The 19,381-nt window shown below is 49.4% G+C and carries 15 protein-coding genes; 8 read left to right on the top strand and 7 right to left on the bottom strand.

All coding sequences use genetic code 11. The features are described 5' to 3' along the window. Positions 1-16: 16 nt before the first annotated feature. The 5 genes from B5D50_RS04165 to B5D50_RS04145 form a co-directional block, all read right to left on the bottom strand. Complete coding sequence (locus tag B5D50_RS04165) at positions 17-1,891, bottom strand: site-specific DNA-methyltransferase (RefSeq protein WP_078921328.1); 1,875 nt, start codon at positions 1,889-1,891, stop codon at positions 17-19. A gap of 9 nt (positions 1,892-1,900) precedes the next feature. Further along, positions 1,901-2,656: a DUF4391 domain-containing protein gene (locus tag B5D50_RS04160; RefSeq protein WP_078921327.1), complete on the bottom strand. Its 756-nt coding sequence runs from the start codon at positions 2,654-2,656 to the stop codon at positions 1,901-1,903. Beyond that, the gene (locus B5D50_RS04155; protein WP_078921326.1) at positions 2,656-2,925 is read right to left on the bottom strand and encodes a Txe/YoeB family addiction module toxin; all 270 of its coding nucleotides are present in this window, start codon (positions 2,923-2,925) and stop codon (positions 2,656-2,658) included. The genes B5D50_RS04160 and B5D50_RS04155 overlap by 1 nt, the downstream gene beginning before the upstream one ends. Then, complete coding sequence (locus B5D50_RS04150; protein WP_078921325.1) at positions 2,906-3,178, bottom strand: type II toxin-antitoxin system Phd/YefM family antitoxin; 273 nt, start codon at positions 3,176-3,178, stop codon at positions 2,906-2,908. The genes B5D50_RS04155 and B5D50_RS04150 overlap by 20 nt, the downstream gene beginning before the upstream one ends. A 63-nt stretch (positions 3,179-3,241) precedes the next feature. After that, the gene (locus B5D50_RS04145) at positions 3,242-6,457 is read right to left on the bottom strand and encodes a helicase-related protein (RefSeq protein ID WP_078921324.1); all 3,216 of its coding nucleotides are present in this window, start codon (positions 6,455-6,457) and stop codon (positions 3,242-3,244) included. Positions 6,458-6,685: 228 nt separating this feature from the next. Here B5D50_RS04145 and B5D50_RS04140 point away from each other — a divergent pair, with 228 nt between their 5' ends. Beyond that, positions 6,686-7,381 (top strand): RraA family protein, encoded by a 696-nt coding sequence (locus tag B5D50_RS04140; RefSeq protein WP_078921323.1) that lies wholly within the window; start codon positions 6,686-6,688, stop codon positions 7,379-7,381. Positions 7,382-7,453: 72 nt separating this feature from the next. Here the strand turns inward: B5D50_RS04140 and B5D50_RS04135 are convergent, their stop codons facing one another. Continuing rightward, a complete protein-coding gene (locus B5D50_RS04135; protein WP_200807026.1) occupies positions 7,454-9,640 on the bottom strand; it encodes a glycoside hydrolase family 3 N-terminal domain-containing protein in 2,187 nt (728 codons plus the stop codon). A gap of 74 nt (positions 9,641-9,714) precedes the next feature. Further along, a complete protein-coding gene (locus tag B5D50_RS04130; protein ID WP_078921321.1) occupies positions 9,715-10,737 on the bottom strand; it encodes a LacI family DNA-binding transcriptional regulator in 1,023 nt (340 codons plus the stop codon). A 215-nt stretch (positions 10,738-10,952) separates the two neighbouring features. Between B5D50_RS04130 and B5D50_RS04125 the strand changes: the two genes are divergently transcribed. The 7 genes from B5D50_RS04125 (at position 10,953) to B5D50_RS04095 (ending at position 19,375) form a co-directional block, all read left to right on the top strand. Further along, a complete protein-coding gene (locus tag B5D50_RS04125) occupies positions 10,953-12,185 on the top strand; it encodes an ABC transporter substrate-binding protein (RefSeq protein ID WP_078921320.1) in 1,233 nt (410 codons plus the stop codon). Between the two features lie 79 nt (positions 12,186-12,264). Next, positions 12,265-13,161: a carbohydrate ABC transporter permease gene (locus tag B5D50_RS04120; RefSeq protein WP_078921319.1), complete on the top strand. Its 897-nt coding sequence runs from the start codon at positions 12,265-12,267 to the stop codon at positions 13,159-13,161. Then, a complete protein-coding gene (locus B5D50_RS04115) occupies positions 13,154-14,065 on the top strand; it encodes a carbohydrate ABC transporter permease (RefSeq protein ID WP_234975794.1) in 912 nt (303 codons plus the stop codon). The genes B5D50_RS04120 and B5D50_RS04115 overlap by 8 nt, the downstream gene beginning before the upstream one ends. Before the next feature lie 12 nt (positions 14,066-14,077). Continuing rightward, the gene (locus B5D50_RS04110) at positions 14,078-15,181 is read left to right on the top strand and encodes an ABC transporter ATP-binding protein (protein ID WP_078921317.1); all 1,104 of its coding nucleotides are present in this window, start codon (positions 14,078-14,080) and stop codon (positions 15,179-15,181) included. Positions 15,182-15,214: 33 nt separating this feature from the next. Continuing rightward, the gene (locus B5D50_RS04105) at positions 15,215-17,071 is read left to right on the top strand and encodes a Gfo/Idh/MocA family protein (RefSeq protein WP_078921316.1); all 1,857 of its coding nucleotides are present in this window, start codon (positions 15,215-15,217) and stop codon (positions 17,069-17,071) included. A gap of 53 nt (positions 17,072-17,124) precedes the next feature. Beyond that, entirely contained in the window at positions 17,125-18,186 is a 1,062-nt protein-coding gene (locus B5D50_RS04100) for a sugar phosphate isomerase/epimerase family protein (RefSeq protein WP_078921315.1), read from the top strand. 13 nt (positions 18,187-18,199) lie between these two features. Next, positions 18,200-19,375, top strand: coding sequence for a Gfo/Idh/MocA family protein (locus tag B5D50_RS04095; RefSeq protein WP_200807025.1), 1,176 nt, complete (start codon positions 18,200-18,202; stop codon positions 19,373-19,375). Positions 19,376-19,381: the final 6 nt, after the last annotated feature.

The raw sequence follows: 19,381 nt of genomic DNA, 5'->3' as shown, positions 1-19,381 counted from the left end.
TGTTACCTCCGGTTAATTATACACTCCGCACGTCTTCAATTCCCGCCTGCTTGAGGATTTGCACGGCGTTGACCTTCACCACGTCGTCGGCAAAGCCGGAATCGCGGAATACCACGCGCATCAGGCTGTCTTCGGGCTGGAGTTCGTCTTTCAACTTGGCGATGCCTTCCACGGTGTTGAGCGTGATGGCTTTGTCGAGGCAGACGACCAGTGCGCCCATGCCTAACTGATAGACGGTTTTGCCTGCGAGGGTGTGGGTGGTGATGGGCAGGCTCAAGTCCAGCCCGTATTTGAGCAGGATTTCATACAGTACGTCGTCGTTGCTGCGGTCGTCCTTGAGGCTGTCGGCGAACAGTGGCAGGCTGGTTTCGAGGTCGTCGAAACCCACGTCCCACGGCTTGATATTGGTCGAATCCAGCTTGAAGACCTTGAAACCTACGTCCAGATTGATGATGCTGCCTTTATCGGCGCGAATTTTTTCTCCGGCGCGGCGAATCCGCTCTTTGCCGATGTCCGCAATCGTGGGGTAATCGGGCTTATCGGTCGGTTCTGGCAACTGCACCATGATGAACTTCCGGTTGCCGCCATCCTCCGCATTTAACATCATTGAAGCATGTGCAGTTACTGCTGAACCAGCAAAAAAATCAAGAACTATTCCGTCACCACAACCCATGTTAGTTAACATGCTAACTAAATCTATAGGCTTTGGAGTTTCAAAAACAGCAAATCCTGAAAATAAATCTTTCAGCATGTTTTTTGCGATTTCGTTAGTGCCCACATCATCTGCAAATAACATACTTTCTGGGGTTAGCTTTCTGTCTTTCTCATTTAAATAGGTTTTAATCCTTGGAACTCCATTACCATCTTTACCAAACCATATTCTTCCTTCATCAATGGCTTTCTGCATTACATCTTTGGTGTATAACCAACAACGACCACTTTCTAAAGTATGTTCTTTCCCATTTGGAGCCAACAGGGTATAAAATTGGGACTTTGTACCATGACCTGCCTGTGCCGTCGCTGGGTCAGATTTCCATAATCCACGAACGTCATTATCTGGGTTCTTATAATTTGACAATGCTTTTTCAGTCATGGGTAACTGATTAAGAACTCTCGTAGTAGTATTTATATTTTTACAAAAACAAGCTATATAGTCGTGACGATTTGATACAATTTTCCTATTTTCCCTATTGGTTCTCTTCTCCCAAATTAATTGAGCGACAAAGTTTTCTTCGCCGAAGATTTCGTCGCAGAGTTTGCGCAGGTTGGCAACTTCGGTGTCGTCGATGGAGATGAAGATTACGCCGTCGTCCCGCAGCAGGTTGCGAGCCAGTTTGAGGCGCGGATACATCATGTTCAGCCAGTGGGTGTGGTAACGCCCAGACGTTTCGGGATTGGCGGCGAGCTTGCGTCCGTCTTCCCCGGTCTGCCCGGTCAGCTCCAGATAGTTGGCGATATTGTCGCGGTAGTTGTCGGGGTAGATGAAATCCTTGCCGGTGTTGTACGGCGGGTCGATGTAGATCATCTTCACCCGCTGGTGATAGCTCTTTTGCAGCAGCTTCAGCACTTCGAGGTTATCGCCTTCGATGAACAGGTTTTGGGTGCTGTCCCAATGCTTGGATTCAGCCGGATACGGACGCAACGTACCCGTGGACGGCGTTTGCGCCAGCCGCCGCGCTTGCGCCTTGCCATGCCAAGTGAAGTTATAACGCTCTTCCTTGTCCTCAACCGCCGTACCCAACAACTCCCGCAAGGCTTCAAAATCCACCCGCTTGCCGCCATCCGCCCCTTCGGTGAGGATTTCCGGGAACAGCGCGGTCAGTTTGGCGATATTGTCGGCGACCAGATCAAGGCTTTGGGTTTCAGCGTCATGGGCGGTCAGCTTGTGCATGGTATTCCTTTAGTCGAGTTGGGCGGTCAATGCCTGTAGCTGTTGCTGGCATTGCTTGGCCTGCATATTCAATTCCAGCTTGCGGTTGAACTGGGTTTCCCGCTTGAGCGTGGCGCGGATAGTTGCCAATTGCTGCTCCAGCGCATGGAGTTGCTGCAACACGGCGCGGCGTTGTTCCCGGTCAAGCGTGGGTGTTGCCACATAATGCCCGGTATAACGTGCGGTTTCCAGCCCCGCGAGTTTGTCAGTCAGGCATTGCCAGAAGGCGTGCAGGTGTTGCTGGTCACAAACCTCAAAGCGGAAGGCTTGCAGGAAACCAAGGGTAGCGGCATCCGGCTCCATGACATTCAGCCAACCGCTGTCATGGAGGGTTTCCACCGTCAGGCGGGTAGTGTCGGCACGGTTGATGCGCTTGTCCGCCATCTGGATGCAAACCTGCCCCGCGTGTTCAAACACCAGTATCAGCGGGTACTGGATCGCACGTTGCAACACTTCCCCCAACCGTTTGACGTGGGCGGGGGACTTGAGCGCGGCGTGGATCAGGTGCAGTTCGCTGTAATCGCGTTCCTCATCCTTAAACGGCAGAATGTCGCACGTACCCGCTTTCAACACATGCCGCCACTCCAACGTGTCGATGTCCTGCTGGATGTGCTTGCGGTCGGTGGCGGTCAGGTCAGCGTTTTCCAGCAACTGCTTTTTGTAGATGCGGATGGATTGCCGGGTGGAAAGTGGGAATCCCAATGAGTGATATAAATCGGCTGTCATCAATGGTCGTCGTAATGCCCACCAAGGGCAAGCAGGTAAATGGCATTATCATCGAAACGGTAAATCACCCGATCACGCTGTGATAAACGCCGCGACCATAAACCCGCTAAACCATGCCGCAATGGCTCCGGCTTTCCAATACCTACGGCAGGATCACCACACAGCATTTCTTTGAGAATTTGACACAGTTTCTTGTGTAATGCCTTATCGGTGGAACGTAAAGCTTCGTAGGCTTCCCACGTATTGCCTTCAAACACCAAAGATTTCATCCAACGTATCCTTGTCGGCTAAATGTCCTTTGCCTGCTTGATGCGTCTGTAATGATTCGGCAATTTGGCGCATAAGGGATTTATTCTGTAAGACATACAGTGTTTCTTGATCACGCTCCCAATCTTCAAGGCTCATCACAATTGCGGCTTTGCCATTCTGGCGTGTGACTTTCACGACAGTACTGTTATTGCTAATGGTATCCAGCACCGAGGCGAGTTTTTCGCGGAAGTTGGAATAACTCATGACTTCCATTATGTATCTCCTAGTAAAATTCACAAAATTGTACAGGTATATTGTACAATGATGCTGTGTTTTTTACAGCAAAATAAGATGGCTCACTACTTCAAAATCTTCGATACCTTGCGACTCACCCGGTGCAAGCACCGTCCCGCCCCGACTAAACAAGCTCAACACCCCGGTTTCCTGACTCTTGCCTGCAATGCTGTCGATAGCCTTTGCCAGTAACTGCTGATAGGGCTGCATATCTGCCCCTTTGCGGGTGCTGCGGTTGAAGGCATTGATGGCGGTTTCATCCGGTACAGTATGGCGTACTGCCAGCTTTTTCAGGCTATCCAGCACTTGCCGAGTAGCGGTGAATGGGTGTTTCACCTCCCCCTCTGCGGTGACATACACCAGAAAATGCGGAGCAAGCGCGTAGCTGCTATCAGTCTGCACCGGGTTACGGATGTTCTTGAGGCAGAAAATCACCCCTGGTTCTAGGCCGTCATTCCGCAACGCATCGTCAAGGCTGGCAACCGCAAACAAGCCCATTGGCGATTGCTCCAGCACACCTTGATAGGTTTTCATGTAAGCCGACAAATCCATGCGGAAGTCGTTGAGTGTCAGGTCGGTGATAGAAACCCCGCCTGCCAAGTCTTCCAAATCAAGCACGGTTTCCTGTAGCTGTTCCAGTTGCTTGCGGCGGTATTCGAGGTCATTCATCTGGCTGGCTTCATCCTGCACAATGATGTTTTCCTCACCCGTCGCGGAAATGTCGAGCAGCACCATGCGCCCGCTGACCCGTGCTTCGAGGTTGATGTATTCATCCAGTGCCATGTTAGGCCAGAAATTCACAAGCTGGATGCGAGTATTCTTTGAGCCTAAACGGTCAATCCGCCCAAATCGCTGGATAATGCGTACCGGATTCCAGTGGATGTCGTAGTTGATCAACGTGTCGCAGTCTTGCAGGTTTTGCCCTTCGGAAATGCAATCGGTAGCAATCAGCAGGTCGATTTGCGGTGCATCCCCAGTAATGATCTTTTCACGTTCCTTGGAGATGGGCGAGAAGTGCATCAGCAAACTGCCCAAATCGGTATTGACCCCTTTCAGCGTGGTCTTGTTGCTGCCCGAACCTGTCACCAATGCGCCATGTACACCCAGTTCTTGCAATGCCCACGGTGCAAGCTGTTGGTACAAGTAGATGGCGGTGTCAGCAAAGGCGGTGAAAATGATCACCTTGCGGTTGCCGGGATTGATGGGCTGGTTGATCTTGGAACGGATCAATGCCTGCAACTCGTGCAGCTTGGCATCCCGTGCCGGACTAATCGCTTGTGATTCTTCCAACAGGTGTTGCAGTTGGTAGCGGTCTTCCTGTAAGTCCTGCCTCCACCTGACCAAATCCATGTCCTGAATCAGCACCTTGATCTTGTTGCCAATCAGTAAGGCATCCCATTCTGGGCTATCGAGGTCAAGGTTTTCGATGCTGAGCTCTTCAATTTCGGCGGTTTGGTGCTGTTCCACTTTCTCCAGCAGGGTATCGACCTGTTCCAGCAAGCTATCGACCGTCAAATGAAAGGAGTGGATCGAGCTTTCCATGCGTTTGAGCAGGTTGACGCGCATCAGGTGGATGAGGCTTTCTTCCCGGTCAGCCTGCCGGAATACGCCGCCTTGCCCGCCTTTTACCGCTTGGTCGTACTGGCGGCTGTATTCATCACGCTTGTCTGCCCGCACATACTTCAGCGGTGAATACGCGCCCAAATGCAAACGGCGGATGGTGCGGTTAATGGCATGGAGCGGCGGGAATTGGCTGTTGCTGTCAATGTCCGCCTTGATGTTATGCGGCTTGAGGCGTTGCGGGAATTTGCCGATGTCTGCCGTGCCGTAATATTTCTCGATGTGCTTGCGTGAACGGGCAATGGTCAGCAAGTCCAGCAGCTTGAAGTAGTCGAAATTCAGACTGTCCAACAGTGATTTTGCAGTACGTTGTTCAGGGCTTTGCTTGACCCATGCGTTGAAGCGGCTTTGTGCCTTGCGTAAGGTCTGTTCGATGCTGGTTAGCCCATGATCCGCCAACGTATCATCCCGCCCTTCGGTAATGAAAGCGACCTGATTCTTGAGGTCGTTCATACGATTGTTGACGGGGGTAGCGGATAGCATCAGCACCTTGGTTTTTACCCCAGCACGGATAATGGCCTGCATCATCTGTGAATAGCGGGTTTTGCCATCCTTGCGCGGGTTGTTGTTGCGGAAGTTGTGCGACTCGTCGATTACCACCAGATCGTAATTGCCCCAGTTGAGGGTTTCCAGATTGATTTCCCCGGAAAAGCCGCCTTCACGGGTCAAATCGGTGTGGTTCAGCACGTCGTAATTGAAACGGTCAGCCACTAGCAGGTTGCGCTTATCATTGACGGTGTAGAGCGTCCAGTTCTCACGCAGCTTTTTGGGGCAAAGCACCAACACCCGGTCATTGCGCAACTCGTAGTATTTGATGATTGCCAGTGCTTCAAAGGTTTTCCCCAAGCCCACACTGTCGGCAATGATGCAGCCGTTATAACGCTCCAGTTTGTCGATTGCCCCGATTACCCCGTCACGCTGGAAACGGTAGAGCTTGTTCCACACGGCAGTATCTTTCACCCCCGTTTTGCTGCGGATGATCTTCTCTTCGTCGATGTCTTCAATGTAATCCTTGAAGATATTGTAGAGCGTCAGGAAGTAGATGAACTGCGGGGAATAGTCACGGTACAAGGTTTGAAGCTGGTGCAGCAGGGTTTGTTTGGCATCGTCAACCGCGTTGCTGTTCCACAAGCTGTCAAACCAGCCCAGCATGGCGCGGGTATTTTCGTTATCGGCAACACCCATGTTCATGTGGAAACCGGGCGATTCACTGTAACCCAAGCCGGAGGTGGTGAACTGTGAACTCCCGTTAACCGCAAACCCAGTTTGGTCGGAGTGCTGGATATGAAACAGGTTGTTACCCAGCATCCCCGCTTGCTTGACCTGCCGCACAGTGACTTTCTGTTCCAACCATTTGGCGCACTCACGGGCGATGTGGTGTTGGGTTAGGCGGTTACGCAAGCGGGTTTCAAACACATCGCCAGTAAGCTGAATGGGTAATACGTTGGCGACATCACTGCTGATTCCGGCAGGGGCAAGTAATAAGCGCAAACTGTCACTTTTGGTCAATTCCTGTTTGAGGGCATCAAAAGCGTGCAGGGAAAACAGGGCGCATACAAACGATAGTCTGTCACCTGAAGTCAGGTTTGCTTTGAGCTTTTCGCCGACTTTGCCGGAAGATTTATTGTCGATGAGCATATATAACTTGTACTTTATACCTATATATAAAATTTAAGCATCAGTTTATCAGCCAACCAGTGAAATTCATCAATATAGTTCAGATAGATGTAAAGAAAGTGCTACGCATTGCTTGTTAAGATTAGGGCAGGCTAAGACTTGTTGCTAGTGTGAAACAGGTCTTGGTGTTAAATTTATAAACGGTCGTTAGATTACCACCACAGTTGCTTTACCATCAGAGAAATTAAAATGTTCGAGATTGATTCTAATTCTATTTGGCCGACTGGCTATTTAATCAACCCTATGCCTGAGCCGATTGCTGATCGTTACCTACAAGATTTCGAGGGTGTGCCTTCGTCGATTGTTAGCGATTGCTTAGGGCGTAATGTGGGCGCTTTAGGGGTCAAGCCTTATCACGGCTTCAAGCACATGTGTGGTACGGCGGTGACCGTGCGGGTGCGTCCGGGTGATAATTTAATGCTGCTAAAAGCTTTAGAAATGGCCCGCCCGAATGATGTCTTAGTTGTCGATGGTGGCGGGGATACCAGTCGGGCGATTGTCGGCGGCATTATGCGGGCAATGGCGATGAAAACAGGGGTTGCGGGTATGGTCATTAATGGCGCGATTCGTGATCGTGAAGATTGGGCGCAAGGGGGCTTACCGGTGTATGCACTGGCTTGTGTACATCGAGGCCCTAGTACCGATGCCACCGGAGAGATCAATGTTCCAGTGGCCTGCGCGGGCTTGGTGGTGAATCCCGGTGACTTAATCATCGGTGATGCGGATGGGGTGGTCGCGGTCTGCCCGAGTAACTTAGACCGCTTATTAGTACAATGCAGGCATTTACTGGATCGGGAACGAACGATTATGGCGCAAATTGCTGACGGTAGTTTGCCCAAAGCTCGCTTTGATGCCTTGCTTAGAAGTAAAGGTTGCCCGATTTAACCGTCTGGTAGCGACACCCGCTGAATGGCATTGACTGGTCGCCTAGTCAAGGTCAGCGGGTGTCAAGTCTCACTATAGAACCTGAAAGCTCGCCTCGGTGCGTAAATCTAAGCAGGATGCGCCGATCTTGACTTGATACTCACCTTGATCGACTAACCAACCCTGAGTTGCCACTGACCAAGATGCTAGATCACGTTCATTCAGTGTAAAAACTAAGGTCTGAGTCTCGTTAGGCTGCAAGAGCTTGGTTTTAGCAAAGGCCCGCAATTCATGGCTGGGTTTATCCATCGAAACGGCTGGAGCCGCTAGATAAACTTGTACGACTTCTCTACCTGCGACAGACCCCGTATTAGTAATCTCGACCGTCAGCATTAATTCACCTTGGAAGCTTGGGCTACTGAGTTGTAGCGAGCTATAAGCGAATTGGGTATAAGACAGGCCAAAACCAAAGGGATAAGCGACGGCTTGCTGGCGGGTGCAGTAATGCCGATAACCGACGTAAATACCTTCTTTATAGTCCACTTGCGAATCCCAACCTTTAGAGATCGGGCCAAAAAAATGTTCCGTTGCCTCAGGTAGGCGTTCCCCCGGAAAATAAGAAGCAGAGGGAACATCCGCATAACTTAAACTAAACGAGGTGGGGAGTTTGCCAGAGGGATTGACGCTGCCTGCTAATACCGCAGTCACCGCATGCCCGGCTTCTTGTCCACCTTGCCATGCCAGCACCAGTGCATCCACTTGATCACGCCAGCTAGCCGTTTCAATCACATTGCCAATATTCAAGACCAGCACGACTGGCTTGCCGACGGCATGATAAGCCTCTGCCACGGTTTTAATCATGACTTGTTCGGTGGCGGTCAGATAGTAATCGCCCTCTAACTCACGGTCTTGGAATTCACCACAGTTGCGCCCTAAAGTGATTAAGCCTAGATCTGATTCGGCAGCAAACTGTTCAACAATATTCGTATCCAAAGGCATTTCTGGTACAGGTGGAATCAATTCAAAGAAGTATTTTTTGGGCGGTTGCTTAGCTTTTTCGGCAGCAATATAGGGTAGATAACGCTGTTGTAATTGAGTATTGACCGCGAAGCCAGCCGCTTGCAAGCCTTCGACTAAAGAGACGGTATAAGCCTTATTCACATCCCCACTGCCCGTACCTCCGGCAATAAAATCATAAGAACCTACGCCAAAAGCAGCAATTTTAGCCTGTGTTTTGAGCGGTAAGGCCGCTGCATTTTTTAATAAGACAATGCCTTCTGCAGCGGCTTGCCTTGCTATTTGAGCATGAGCGTTTAGATCGGGTTGATCAGAATAAGCATAGTGATGAGCGACTGGGGTTTTAAATAATAAGGCAAAAAAGCGCCGTAAGTTGGTATCAAGTACGCTTGCTGCTAAGCGTCCGTCGGTTACTGCTTGGATAATTTCAGCGTTTTGTTCGGGTGTGCCGGGCATGAGTAAATCATTGCCGGCTTGCATTTGCGCGACGACATCCTCGCCTGCAAACCAATCCGACATCACCAAACCATCGAAGCCCCATTCATCACGTAAGATAGTTTGTAACAGCCACTGATGCTGTGAAGCGGGTATGCCATTAATTTGATTATAGGCCGTCATCACCGTCCACGGTTGAGACTCTTTGACAGCAATTTCAAAGCCGCGTAGATACAACTCACGCAAGCTGCGTTCATCGACTAAGGTATCAATCACCATTCGATTCGTTTCTTGATTATTGGCCGCAAAATGCTTAATGGATGCTCCCACTCCTTCTGTCTGTATCCCTCGGACGAGGGCGGCAGCCATTTTGCCACTCAGCAACGGGTCTTCTGAGTAATATTCAAAATTACGTCCCCCGCGTGGATTCCGTTGCAAATTCATCCCCGGGGTGAGCATCACATCAATCCCATATTCACGGGCTTCTACCCCTATCGCCTGCCCAACACTCGTGACTAATTCACTATCCCAACTAGAGGCTAATAAGCTTGCAATTGGGAAGGCAGTGCAATAATAGCTGCGTTCTGAGTCTGCACGCTTAGGTTCAATCCTGACTCCGGCAGGGCCATCGGATAAGATCATCGAGGGAAGACCCAGCTCTGGAATAGGGTAGGTACTCCCTGCCGCACCCGGTACTTTCTCTGCTTGTTGCACACTAAATGCCCCCGGTAGATGAATACCCATACCGACGAGGAGAGCCGCTTTTTGCTCAAGGGAGAGTTGTGCTAATAGCCCAGTGATTCGGGCTTCAAGTTCAGTAGGACTCATGGCTAACTCCAAAATCATTGTTATAAACTGTTGACCCCATTAAGCTCCAAACAGAGGGTGGGGGCGTTGCTAATTTAAGTAGACTGCAATACGGCACAGCTATCACGTACCATCAGTTCTACTTCAATAATTCGGTTGACTGCGGTTTCGGATCTGTCACCATTGAGGCGGTCTAGCACCAATTGCGCCGCAGTTGCCCCTAAAATTGGACGATTTTGACGAATGGTGGTGAGACGCGGGATATAAAATTCAGACAGTTCAATATCATCAAACCCCATCACGGAAATATCCTGCGGTACACGAATCCCCGCAGCATACAAACCTGAAATCAAGCCAAATGCCATTTGGTCAGAGGCACAAAAAACCGCACTCGGACGTTCTGACATGGCAATAATCTGTTGGGCTGCCTGATGTCCAGCCGCCAAAGAGAAATCACCGCGAATAATCCAAGCGGGGTTAATTGGTAATTGTAGGCGCTCATATTCCTCTAAAGCGCCTTCACGGCGGACACGGGTGAGTACATTATCAATCGGACCGGTGATATGAGCGATCTGGCGATGACCGAGTTGATGCAAATAACGAATCGCCATTGCTGCACCTGCTCGATTATTACTTTGCACCACAGGCAGCGTGGTACCGTCCTGCCATTCACAGGCGAATACGGTATGGTGGCGTTGGGCATTTTTATCGAGCCATTTTTTTACCTGAGTCGAGACACAACCATCGAGAATAATAATACCGTCGGCTCGGGTATTGGCTAAATGCTCAGCGAGTAAATCCTCGTTCTGATCTTTGCCCCGCGAGTCTGCAATGAGCACATTGTAATCCGTGCCGCTAAAGGTCTCTTCAATGCCGCCCAAAATTTGTGAGAAAAATGGATTGCTTAAATTCGGTACTAACACCAAGACTTCACCCGATTGGCGTTTACGCAAATTACGGGCCGCCCGATTGACGCGATAGCCTGTTAAGTGCACGGCTGTCATGACGATTTGGCGAGTTTCTTCGGAGACTTGCTCGGGGCTACTGAGGGTACGGCTCACGGTGGCAGTAGAAACCCCGGCTGCCTGAGCGACATCACGAATACTAGGTAAGGCCATTATTCACCTGTTGAAACCGGAAAATGACTTATCGAAGTTTCCTCTATTAGGCCACTTGACAAGGCTTATGAGCTTGCTACATTATCCATGTAATCGTTTACATAAGGCAATTATTTTTTTGCATCGCAATGTAAACGATTACACGCCAATGATGCAATGGTCTGAGCTTCAGCTATCTGCCCCCGAAACTCAGCCGAACTTTAGGAGGAAAGTGCATGAAAATGATTAAAACGGTACTCGCTGCCACAGTTGCCCTTGGTTTAAGCCAAGCTGTTTATGCTACCGAGCTGGAGGTAACCCACTGGTGGACCTCCGGTGGTGAAGCTGCCGCAGTGACCGAGTTGGCCAAAGCGTTTGATGCTTCCGGTGACAAGTGGAAAGACGGTGCGATTGCCGGTTCTGGAGGGACTGCTCGCCCCATTATTATTAGCCGCATCATGGGCGGTGACCCGATGGGTGCAACCCAACTTAATCATGGTAAACAAGCCGAGGAGTTAATTGCTGCCGGTCTATTGCTGGATCTGACAGAAGTGGCTGAAAAAGAAAAATGGCGTGAGGTTATCAAGCCAGTCTCTTTGCTCGATTCCTGCACGGTCAATGGCAAAGTGTATTGCGCCCCACTCAATATCCACTCATGGCAATGGCTATGGTTAAGCCACAAAGCCTTTGCAGATGCCAAAGTCGAAGTACCGAAAAATTGGGATGAGTTGGTCGCGGCTGCCCCTAAACTTGAGGCGGCTGGCAAAGTTCCTTTGGCCGTCGGTCAACAGCCGTGGCAGTCAGCGGGGGTATTTAATGTAATGGCGATTGCTATTGCTGGCATGGACTCTTGGAAAGCCGTTTTCGTGGATAAGAAAGCGGAGGTGGCAACGGGGGCGGAGTTTGCCAAGGTGTTTGCGGCAGCTGATCAAGCTCGCAAAATGTCAGCTAAAACCAATGTCCAAGACTGGAATCAAGCTACTAACCTCGTGATTACTGGTGGTGCAGGCGGTCAAATTATGGGTGACTGGGCGCAGGGTGAGTTTCAACTGGCTAACCAAACCGCAGGCAAGGATTACACCTGTTTACCGGGTTTGGGTGTCAATGAAGTCATCTCCACGGGTGGTGATGCGTTCTACTTCCCAGTTGTCAAGGACAAAGAAAAAACTGAAGCACAAAAACGCTTGGCTGCATTGATGGTTTCCCAACAAGTCCAAGTGGCTTTCAATCTAAAAAAAGGTTCATTGCCCGTTCGCAGTGATATTGACCTGAATACAGCCAATGATTGCATGAAAAAAGGCTTAAAAATCCTAGCGGATGGCAAGATCCTACCTGACGTCAATCAAACGCTGACTCCAGATACGGTGACCCAAATCGAAGACTTGATCGTCGAATTCTGGAACGACCAGAAGATTAGCCCAGCCGATGCCCAAGCCCGCTTCGCAAAAATTATTTCGGCAGAGAAATAATTAGCCTCTCCCTTATTTTCTTACGCCCTTTCCTGCTTGCGGGGAAGGGGTAGGGAACAGATTTACCGAGGAGATCAGCATGGCTGCAACACAGCAACCGCGTCCGGCGTGGCTGAAAAACATGAGTGCCAAACTAGCATCCATTCCAATGGTGTTTACCGCATTGGTCATTTTTGTCGGCTGTACTTTATGGACTGTTTATTATTCTTTCACTAACTCCAAATTGTTGCCCAATAGCAATTTTGTTGGCCTAGACCAATACACCCGTTTATGGGAAACCAATCGCTGGCTAGTTTCAGTTGAAAATTTGGTAATTTATGGGGTTTGTAGTCTGATTTTGAGTTTAGTACTTGGCTTTTTATTAGCGGCTTTACTAGACCAAAAAATTCGTTTTGAAAATACCTTCCGTAGTATTTTTCTTTACCCTTTTGCCTTGTCTTTTATTGTCACGGGTTTGGTATGGCAATGGATACTCAATCCAGAATACGGCGTCCAGCACCTTGTGCGGCAATTAGGTTGGACGAGTTTTACCTTTGACCCTTTATACAATGCCGATATTGTTATTTATGGCATTTTGATTGCGGGTATTTGGCAAGGGTCAGGTCTGATTATGTGCATTATGCTAGCAGGTTTGCGGGGGATTGATAGTGAGATCTGGAAAGCAGCACGAGTGGACGGGATTCCTACTTGGAAAACCTATCTATGGGTGGTGATCCCGATGATGAAGCCCGTGTTTATCACAGCTTTAGTTTTGATTGCTAGCGGGATTGTGAAGGTTTATGACTTGGTGGTCGCGCAAACTTCAGGTGGTCCTGGCATTGCCTCGGAAGTCCCGGCGAAATACGTGTATGACAAAATGTTCCAAGCCCAAAATTTAGGGCAAGGTTTTGCTGCCTCTACCATGATGCTGTTATCGGTGGTGGTGATTTTGATTCCGTGGGCTTATTTGCAATTTGGGGGGAAGCGTCGTGGCTAAATCCGAAACTAACACCCGCTTGCGGGAGGGGGCGCGTGGCACGAAACCTAGCAAAGCTTGGTCACGCCGCAATATCTTTATCTATGGCACTTTATTAGTAGCTGCAATTTATTACCTGTTGCCGCTGTATGTCATGGTGGTCACTTCCCTCAAGGGCATGCCGGAAATCCGTATGGGCAATGTGTTTGGCCCACCGATGGAGATTACCTTTCAACCATGGGTCAAGGCTTGGTCGGAGGCCTGCACTGGGATTAACTGCGATGGTTTAAGTCGAGGGTTTTGGAACTCCGTACAAATCTTGATTCCCTCGGTGACTATTTCGATTGCGGTAGCCGCAGTGAATGGTTATGCCTTGGCGAATTGGCGCTTTAAGGGTGCAGAGGTTTTCTTCACCATCTTGATCATTGGTGCTTTTATCCCCTACCAAATCATGATTTATCCGATTGTTATTATCTTGCGTGAGTTGGGTTTATATGGTGGTTTATGGGGTTTAGTGATGGTGCACACTATTTTTGGAATGCCGATTCTTACTTTATTGTTCCGCAATTATTTTGCCTCGATTCCAGAGGAATTATTCAAAGCAGCGCGGGTGGATGGGGCTGGTTTCTGGGGTATTTTCTTTAAGATTATGCTGCCGATGGCACTGCCAATCATTGTGGTCGCCATTATTTTACAAGTCACGGGGATTTGGAATGACTTCCTGTTTGGGGTGATTTACACCAAACCTGACCTATATCCAATGACCGTACAATTAAACAATATCGTCAATTCGGTGCAGGGTGTCAAAGAATACAATGTCAATATGGCCGCTACCTTGCTGACAGGTTTAGTACCGCTGGTGATTTATTTTTTCTCCGGTAAATTGTTTGTGCGGGGCATTGCTGCAGGTGCAGTGAAAGGTTAAGGGAGTTTGATTATGCAAGATAACATCAGTATTTCTATCCGTGACCTCAAGCTGAATTTTGGCAGTGTTGAAGTCTTAAAACAGCTCAATTTAGATATTGGCGTCGGTGAGTTTTTAGTTTTGCTGGGTTCGTCAGGTTGTGGCAAATCCACTTTGTTGAACTGCATTGCTGGCTTATTGGATATTACCGACGGGCAGATTTTTATTAATGGCAATAATGTGACTTGGGCAGAACCCAGCCAGCGTGGGATTGGCATGGTGTTCCAGTCCTATGCGCTTTATCCGCAAATGACCGTAGAAGGTAATTTATCCTTTGGCTTAAAAAATGCGGGTGTCCCGAAAAAAGAGATTGCCGAGCGTATTGCTCGCACCGCAGAAATTCTGCAAATCCAACCTCTTTTAAAGCGCAAACCGGCGGCTTTATCTGGTGGGCAACGCCAACGAGTTGCGATTGGTCGGGCTTTGGTACGTGATGTGGATGTCTTCCTGTTCGATGAGCCACTCTCCAATTTGGATGCTAAATTGCGTGCCGATTTGCGGGTAGAAATCAAGCGCCTGCATCAACGCCTAAAAAACACCATGATTTATGTCACCCATGATCAGGTTGAAGCCATGACCTTGGCGGATCGAATTGCGATTATGAAAGGTGGCTTGATTATGCAGTTGGATAGCCCGTCGGTTATTTACAATAAGCCGGCTAATAAATACGTGGCAGGGTTTATTGGTTCACCTGCCATGAATTTTTTTGAAGGGCAATTAAAAGTTGGCGCTGATCCACAATTTAGCAATTCGAGCATGGAGTTTTCGGTCAAAGGTTATCAAGCCACTGAAGCCTTACAAGACCAAAAGGTTTGGTTTGGGATTCGCCCAGAACATATTCAAGTGAATACCCCTGCTGATGCCTGTGCGGACGCTTGTGCCGTGCAACTGGATGTGGTGGTAGATTTGGTTGAGCCGATGGGATCGGACACCTTAGTCTGGGCGAATATTCAAGGTCAGGTATTGCGTTTTCGTATGGACGGATTGGCCGACATTAAAGGTGGTGATCGTGTTCGTGTTGGTTTTGATCCCGTGCGAGCCTCTCTTTTTAATCAGCAATCAGAACTGCGGCTCTAGTCCGCCGCTTTAGTTTAATAAGGGATATTTAGAATGAGTATTTCATTTCAGCTTTATAGCGCTCGTAATTATCAACCGTGGGCCGCTGTGGTTTCGAGTTTGGCAGCGATTGGCTACCGTAATATCGAAGGGTTTGGCCCCGTGTATGAGGATGCAGCTGCTTTCCGTGCGGTACTTGATCAATATGGTATGTCAATGCCATCTGGGCATTTTAGTGTAGAAGCCTTAGAAGGTGATTTAGCGGGGGTCATTCAGACCGCTAAAACGCTGGGTATTAAGAAAATTATTTGTCCTTGGTTACATCCTGATGAGCGCCCGACCGATAGTGCAGGCTGGACAGCGTTTGCAAAGCGCTTAGCCGCGATTGGTGAGGGGGTGAATGCGGCTGGATACAGTTTTAGCTGGCATAATCATGATTTTGAGTTTTTCCCTTGCCCTGATGGACAAATTCCACAAACCATTATTATGGAAACCGCTCCGAATATCGAATGGGAAGCCGATATTGCGTGGATTGTGCGCGGGGGAGCAAACCCATTAGAGTGGATTACACGTTATGGGCAGCGTATTAGCATTGCGCATGTCAAAGATATTGCGCCTGCCGGAGAAAATACCGATGAGGATGGTTGGGCGGATGTCGGATATGGTGTTGTGGATTGGGTAAATATATCTAAAGCCTTGCAGGCCGCTGGAACGACACTGTTTGTGATGGAGCATGATAATCCTAATGATTTACAGCGTTTTGCTAGTCGCTCTTTACAGACCCTAGAGAAATTATTGACGCTCGGGGTGGGCATTATTGGTTGTGGGAATATCTCTGCTGCCTATATGCGCTTGTCTAAATTGTTTAAAGGGATTGAAGTGCGTGCTTGTGCCGATATCAATGCTGAGGCAGCAGCCACGCGAGCAGCGGAGTTTGGCTTACGGGCTGAAACGGTCGAGGGATTATTGGCGAGTGCGGATATTGATATGGTGGTGAATCTGACGATTCCTGCGACGCATTTTGCAGTATCCAAGCAGGCTTTATTAGCCGGTAAGCATGTTTATTCAGAAAAACCCTTTGTGCTGAGCTTGGCAGAAGGTCAGGAGCTTGCCGCACTGGCTAAAGCGCGGGGGGTAAGGGTGGGTTCTGCACCGGATACGTTTTTAGGTGGCTCACATCAATTGGCGCGGCATTTAATTGATAGTGGTAAGGTTGGAACAGTGACCTCGGGGACTTGTTTTGTCCAGTCACCGGGTATGGAGATGTGGCATCCGAATCCAGATTTCTTTTTCCAGCCCGGTGGTGGGCCGGTATTGGATATGGGGCCTTATTATATCTCCAATCTGGTGCAATTATTGGGGCCGGTTAAGCGGGTCGGCTCGATTGCGTCTAAGGCAACCGAGTTCCGCACGATTACTTCACAACCCCGTCACGGTGAAAAAATTCCAGTCAATACGCCGACTACCATTCATGCCTTATTAGAGTTCCACTCAGGCGCTAGCATTATGTTTGGGGCGAGTTGGGATGTTTGGCATCAGAGCCATCCGAATATGGAGTTATATGGTTCAGAGGGTACTTTATATATTCCTGATCCGAATTTCTTCGGTGGTGAAGTGCGAATGACGCAAAAAGGCGCATTCGTCAATGGTACGCCCGTGTGGGAACATCCATTTTCGCAAGTCAATGATCGTGAGGTCGCAAATTATCGTACTGCCGGGTTAGCTGATATGGCATTGGCGATTATAGAAGGTCGTCCGCATCGTTGCTCTTTGGAGTTTGCTTTGCATGTTGTTGATGTGATGACTTCGATTTTAGAGGCTGGTGCGCAGGGGCAGTTTATTACGCTGAGTACGCATTGTGAGCGTCCAGCCGCGTTGGATGTGGCGGAAGCACAGGGATTGTTACGCTAATACATCATTAGCTGACACATAGATTGGTTGAGTCTGACTAAGGGAGTTCGACGATGGCGGCATTGATTAAAGGCCCTGCTATTTTTCTGGCACAGTTTGCTGGGGATTCTGCCCCGTTTAACTCCCTGCCAGCCATTGCTCAATGGGCCGGTGATTTAGGTTATAAAGGCATTCAAGTTCCAAGCTGGGATAATCGTTTATTTGATTTGGAAACTGCTGCAGTTTCGGATGCCTATTGCGATGAGGTGAAAGGCATTTGTGCTGAAGCCGGGGTGGTGATTACTGAACTGTCTACCCATTTGCAGGGGCAATTAGTGGCGGTGAATCCGGCCTATGATGTGCCATTTGATGCCTTCGCTCCAGAGGCGGTGCGCAATCATCCTAAAGCACGGCAGGCATGGGCGGTGGAGCAAATCAAACTCGCCGGTGATGCCTCACGGCGTTTGGGCTTGAATGTGACGGTCTCCTTTCCCGGCTCTTTGGCATTTCCGTATTTGTATCCATGGCCACAGCGTCCAGCAGGCTTGATAGAGGAAGCCTTTACCGAATTGGCAAAGCGCTGGCAACCATTGATGGATTATTACGATGAGCGCGGTGTGGATATGGCGTTTGAAATCCATCCCGGTGAGGATGTCTTTGATGGTATTACCTTTGAAATGTTTTTAGAGAAGGTCAATAACCATCCGCGCTGCACGATTAATTATGACCCGAGCCATTTTGTATTACAGCAATTGGATTATTTGGCTTTCATTGATATTTACCATGAGCGTATTTCCGCCCTGCATATCAAAGATGCTGAATTTAATCCAACGGGGCGGCAAGGGGTTTATTCCGGTTATCAGCCGTGGATTAATCGGGCAGGGCGCTTCCGTAGTCTAGGTGATGGGCAGGTGGACTTTGGTGGCATTTTTTCCAAGATGGCGCAGTACGGCTATGACAGTTGGGCTGTACTGGAATGGGAATGTTGTATTAAAAGCCCACAGCAAGGTGCAGCAGAAGGTGCGCCCTTTATTGCCAAACACATTATTCAGGTGACCGATAAAGCCTTTGATGATTTCGCGGGTGGCAGTACGGATCGTGCGGCTCTACGCCAGATGATGGGAATTGTAGATTAGGAAAGGAATGTATATGAGTTATGACAATACTCCTATTCGACTGGGTATGGTCGGTGGTGGACAAGGCGCATTTATTGGTGCGGTTCACCGGATTGCAGCCCGTATGGATGGGCATTATCAGTTTCTTGCTGGGGCCTTATCCTCCGACCCAGCGCGTGGGCGGGTCTCTGCCGATGAATTAGGCTTAGACCCGACACGTTCTTATGCTTCATTTCAGGAGATGGCTAAACAAGAAGCAGCGCGGGTGGATGGCATTGAGGCGGTCGCGATTGTGACTCCCAATCATTTGCATTACCCGGTAGCCAAGGCGTTTTTAGAGGCTGGAATCCATGTGATTTGCGATAAACCGCTAACGTCTACCCTCGCTGATGCGGAAGCCTTGGTTAAATTAGTCGAGCAGCGTGATCGCTTATTTGTGCTCACGCATAACTACAGTGGTTATCCCATGATTCGCCAAGCGCAAAGCATGGTGGCGGCGGGTGAGTTAGGGGCTATTCAACTGGTGCAAGTGGAATACCCACAAGATTGGTTGGCGCACCCGATTGAGCAAGCAGGCCAGAAGCAAGCGGAGTGGCGGACTGATCCGGCACGTACCGGAGCGGGGGGCTGTGTGGGGGATATTGGTACACATGCGTGGCATTTAGCGACCTTTGTGACCGGGCTAGAAACTGCCAGCCTTGCGGCTGATTTGGATACCTTCGTAGCAGGGCGGCGCGTGGATGATAATGTGCATGTCATGCTACGCTTTAAGCCAGTCGCGGGTGAGCATCCTGCTAAGGGGTTATTGTGGGCCAGTCAGGTTGCTGCGGGGCATGAAAATGGCTTGAAGTTGCGGGTATATGGCACTAAGGGGGGTATTGAGTGGGTGCAGGCCGACCCTAATTACCTCTGGTTTACACCGCTTGGTGAGCCACGCCGTTTGATAACGCGCGGTGGAAATGCTGCAAATGCCGCTGCGGCGCGTGTAACGCGCGTTCCGGGTGGGCATCCAGAAGGTTATTTGGAAGGTTTTGCAAATATTTATACCGAAGCGGCTATCGCAATAAAGGCATTGCGAGCAGGTCAGCCGATTCCTGCTGATGTACAGTTTCCGACCGTGCAAGACGGTGTGGCAGGAATGCGCTTTATTGATGCCTGCGTGCGCTCATCGCAGCAAAATGCAGGTTGGGTCAAGTTGGTGAATGACTAGCGCTAA

Source organism: Thiothrix eikelboomii, from assembly GCF_900167255.1.
Taxonomy (GTDB): Bacteria; Pseudomonadota; Gammaproteobacteria; order Thiotrichales; family Thiotrichaceae; genus Thiolinea; species Thiolinea eikelboomii.
Note: the sequence above shows the minus strand (reverse complement) of the source record. Positions and strands in the feature narration are given on the sequence as shown.

What these genes read in the sequence shown, in the direction of transcription:
- B5D50_RS04165 (WP_078921328.1), bottom strand. Translation starts at nt 1,891, where the DNA reads ATGCACAAGCTGACCGCCCATGACGCTGAAACCCAAAGCCTTGATCTG.
- B5D50_RS04160 (WP_078921327.1), bottom strand. Translation starts at nt 2,656, where the DNA reads ATGACAGCCGATTTATATCACTCATTGGGATTCCCACTTTCCACCCGG.
- B5D50_RS04155 (WP_078921326.1), bottom strand. Translation starts at nt 2,925, where the DNA reads ATGAAATCTTTGGTGTTTGAAGGCAATACGTGGGAAGCCTACGAAGCT.
- B5D50_RS04150 (WP_078921325.1), bottom strand. Translation starts at nt 3,178, where the DNA reads ATGGAAGTCATGAGTTATTCCAACTTCCGCGAAAAACTCGCCTCGGTG.
- B5D50_RS04145 (WP_078921324.1), bottom strand. Translation starts at nt 6,457, where the DNA reads ATGCTCATCGACAATAAATCTTCCGGCAAAGTCGGCGAAAAGCTCAAA.
- B5D50_RS04140 (WP_078921323.1), top strand. Translation starts at nt 6,686, where the DNA reads ATGTTCGAGATTGATTCTAATTCTATTTGGCCGACTGGCTATTTAATC.
- B5D50_RS04135 (WP_200807026.1), bottom strand. Translation starts at nt 9,640, where the DNA reads ATGAGTCCTACTGAACTTGAAGCCCGAATCACTGGGCTATTAGCACAA.
- B5D50_RS04130 (WP_078921321.1), bottom strand. Translation starts at nt 10,737, where the DNA reads ATGGCCTTACCTAGTATTCGTGATGTCGCTCAGGCAGCCGGGGTTTCT.
- B5D50_RS04125 (WP_078921320.1), top strand. Translation starts at nt 10,953, where the DNA reads ATGAAAATGATTAAAACGGTACTCGCTGCCACAGTTGCCCTTGGTTTA.
- B5D50_RS04120 (WP_078921319.1), top strand. Translation starts at nt 12,265, where the DNA reads ATGGCTGCAACACAGCAACCGCGTCCGGCGTGGCTGAAAAACATGAGT.
- B5D50_RS04110 (WP_078921317.1), top strand. Translation starts at nt 14,078, where the DNA reads ATGCAAGATAACATCAGTATTTCTATCCGTGACCTCAAGCTGAATTTT.
- B5D50_RS04105 (WP_078921316.1), top strand. Translation starts at nt 15,215, where the DNA reads ATGAGTATTTCATTTCAGCTTTATAGCGCTCGTAATTATCAACCGTGG.
- B5D50_RS04100 (WP_078921315.1), top strand. Translation starts at nt 17,125, where the DNA reads ATGGCGGCATTGATTAAAGGCCCTGCTATTTTTCTGGCACAGTTTGCT.
- B5D50_RS04095 (WP_200807025.1), top strand. Translation starts at nt 18,200, where the DNA reads ATGAGTTATGACAATACTCCTATTCGACTGGGTATGGTCGGTGGTGGA.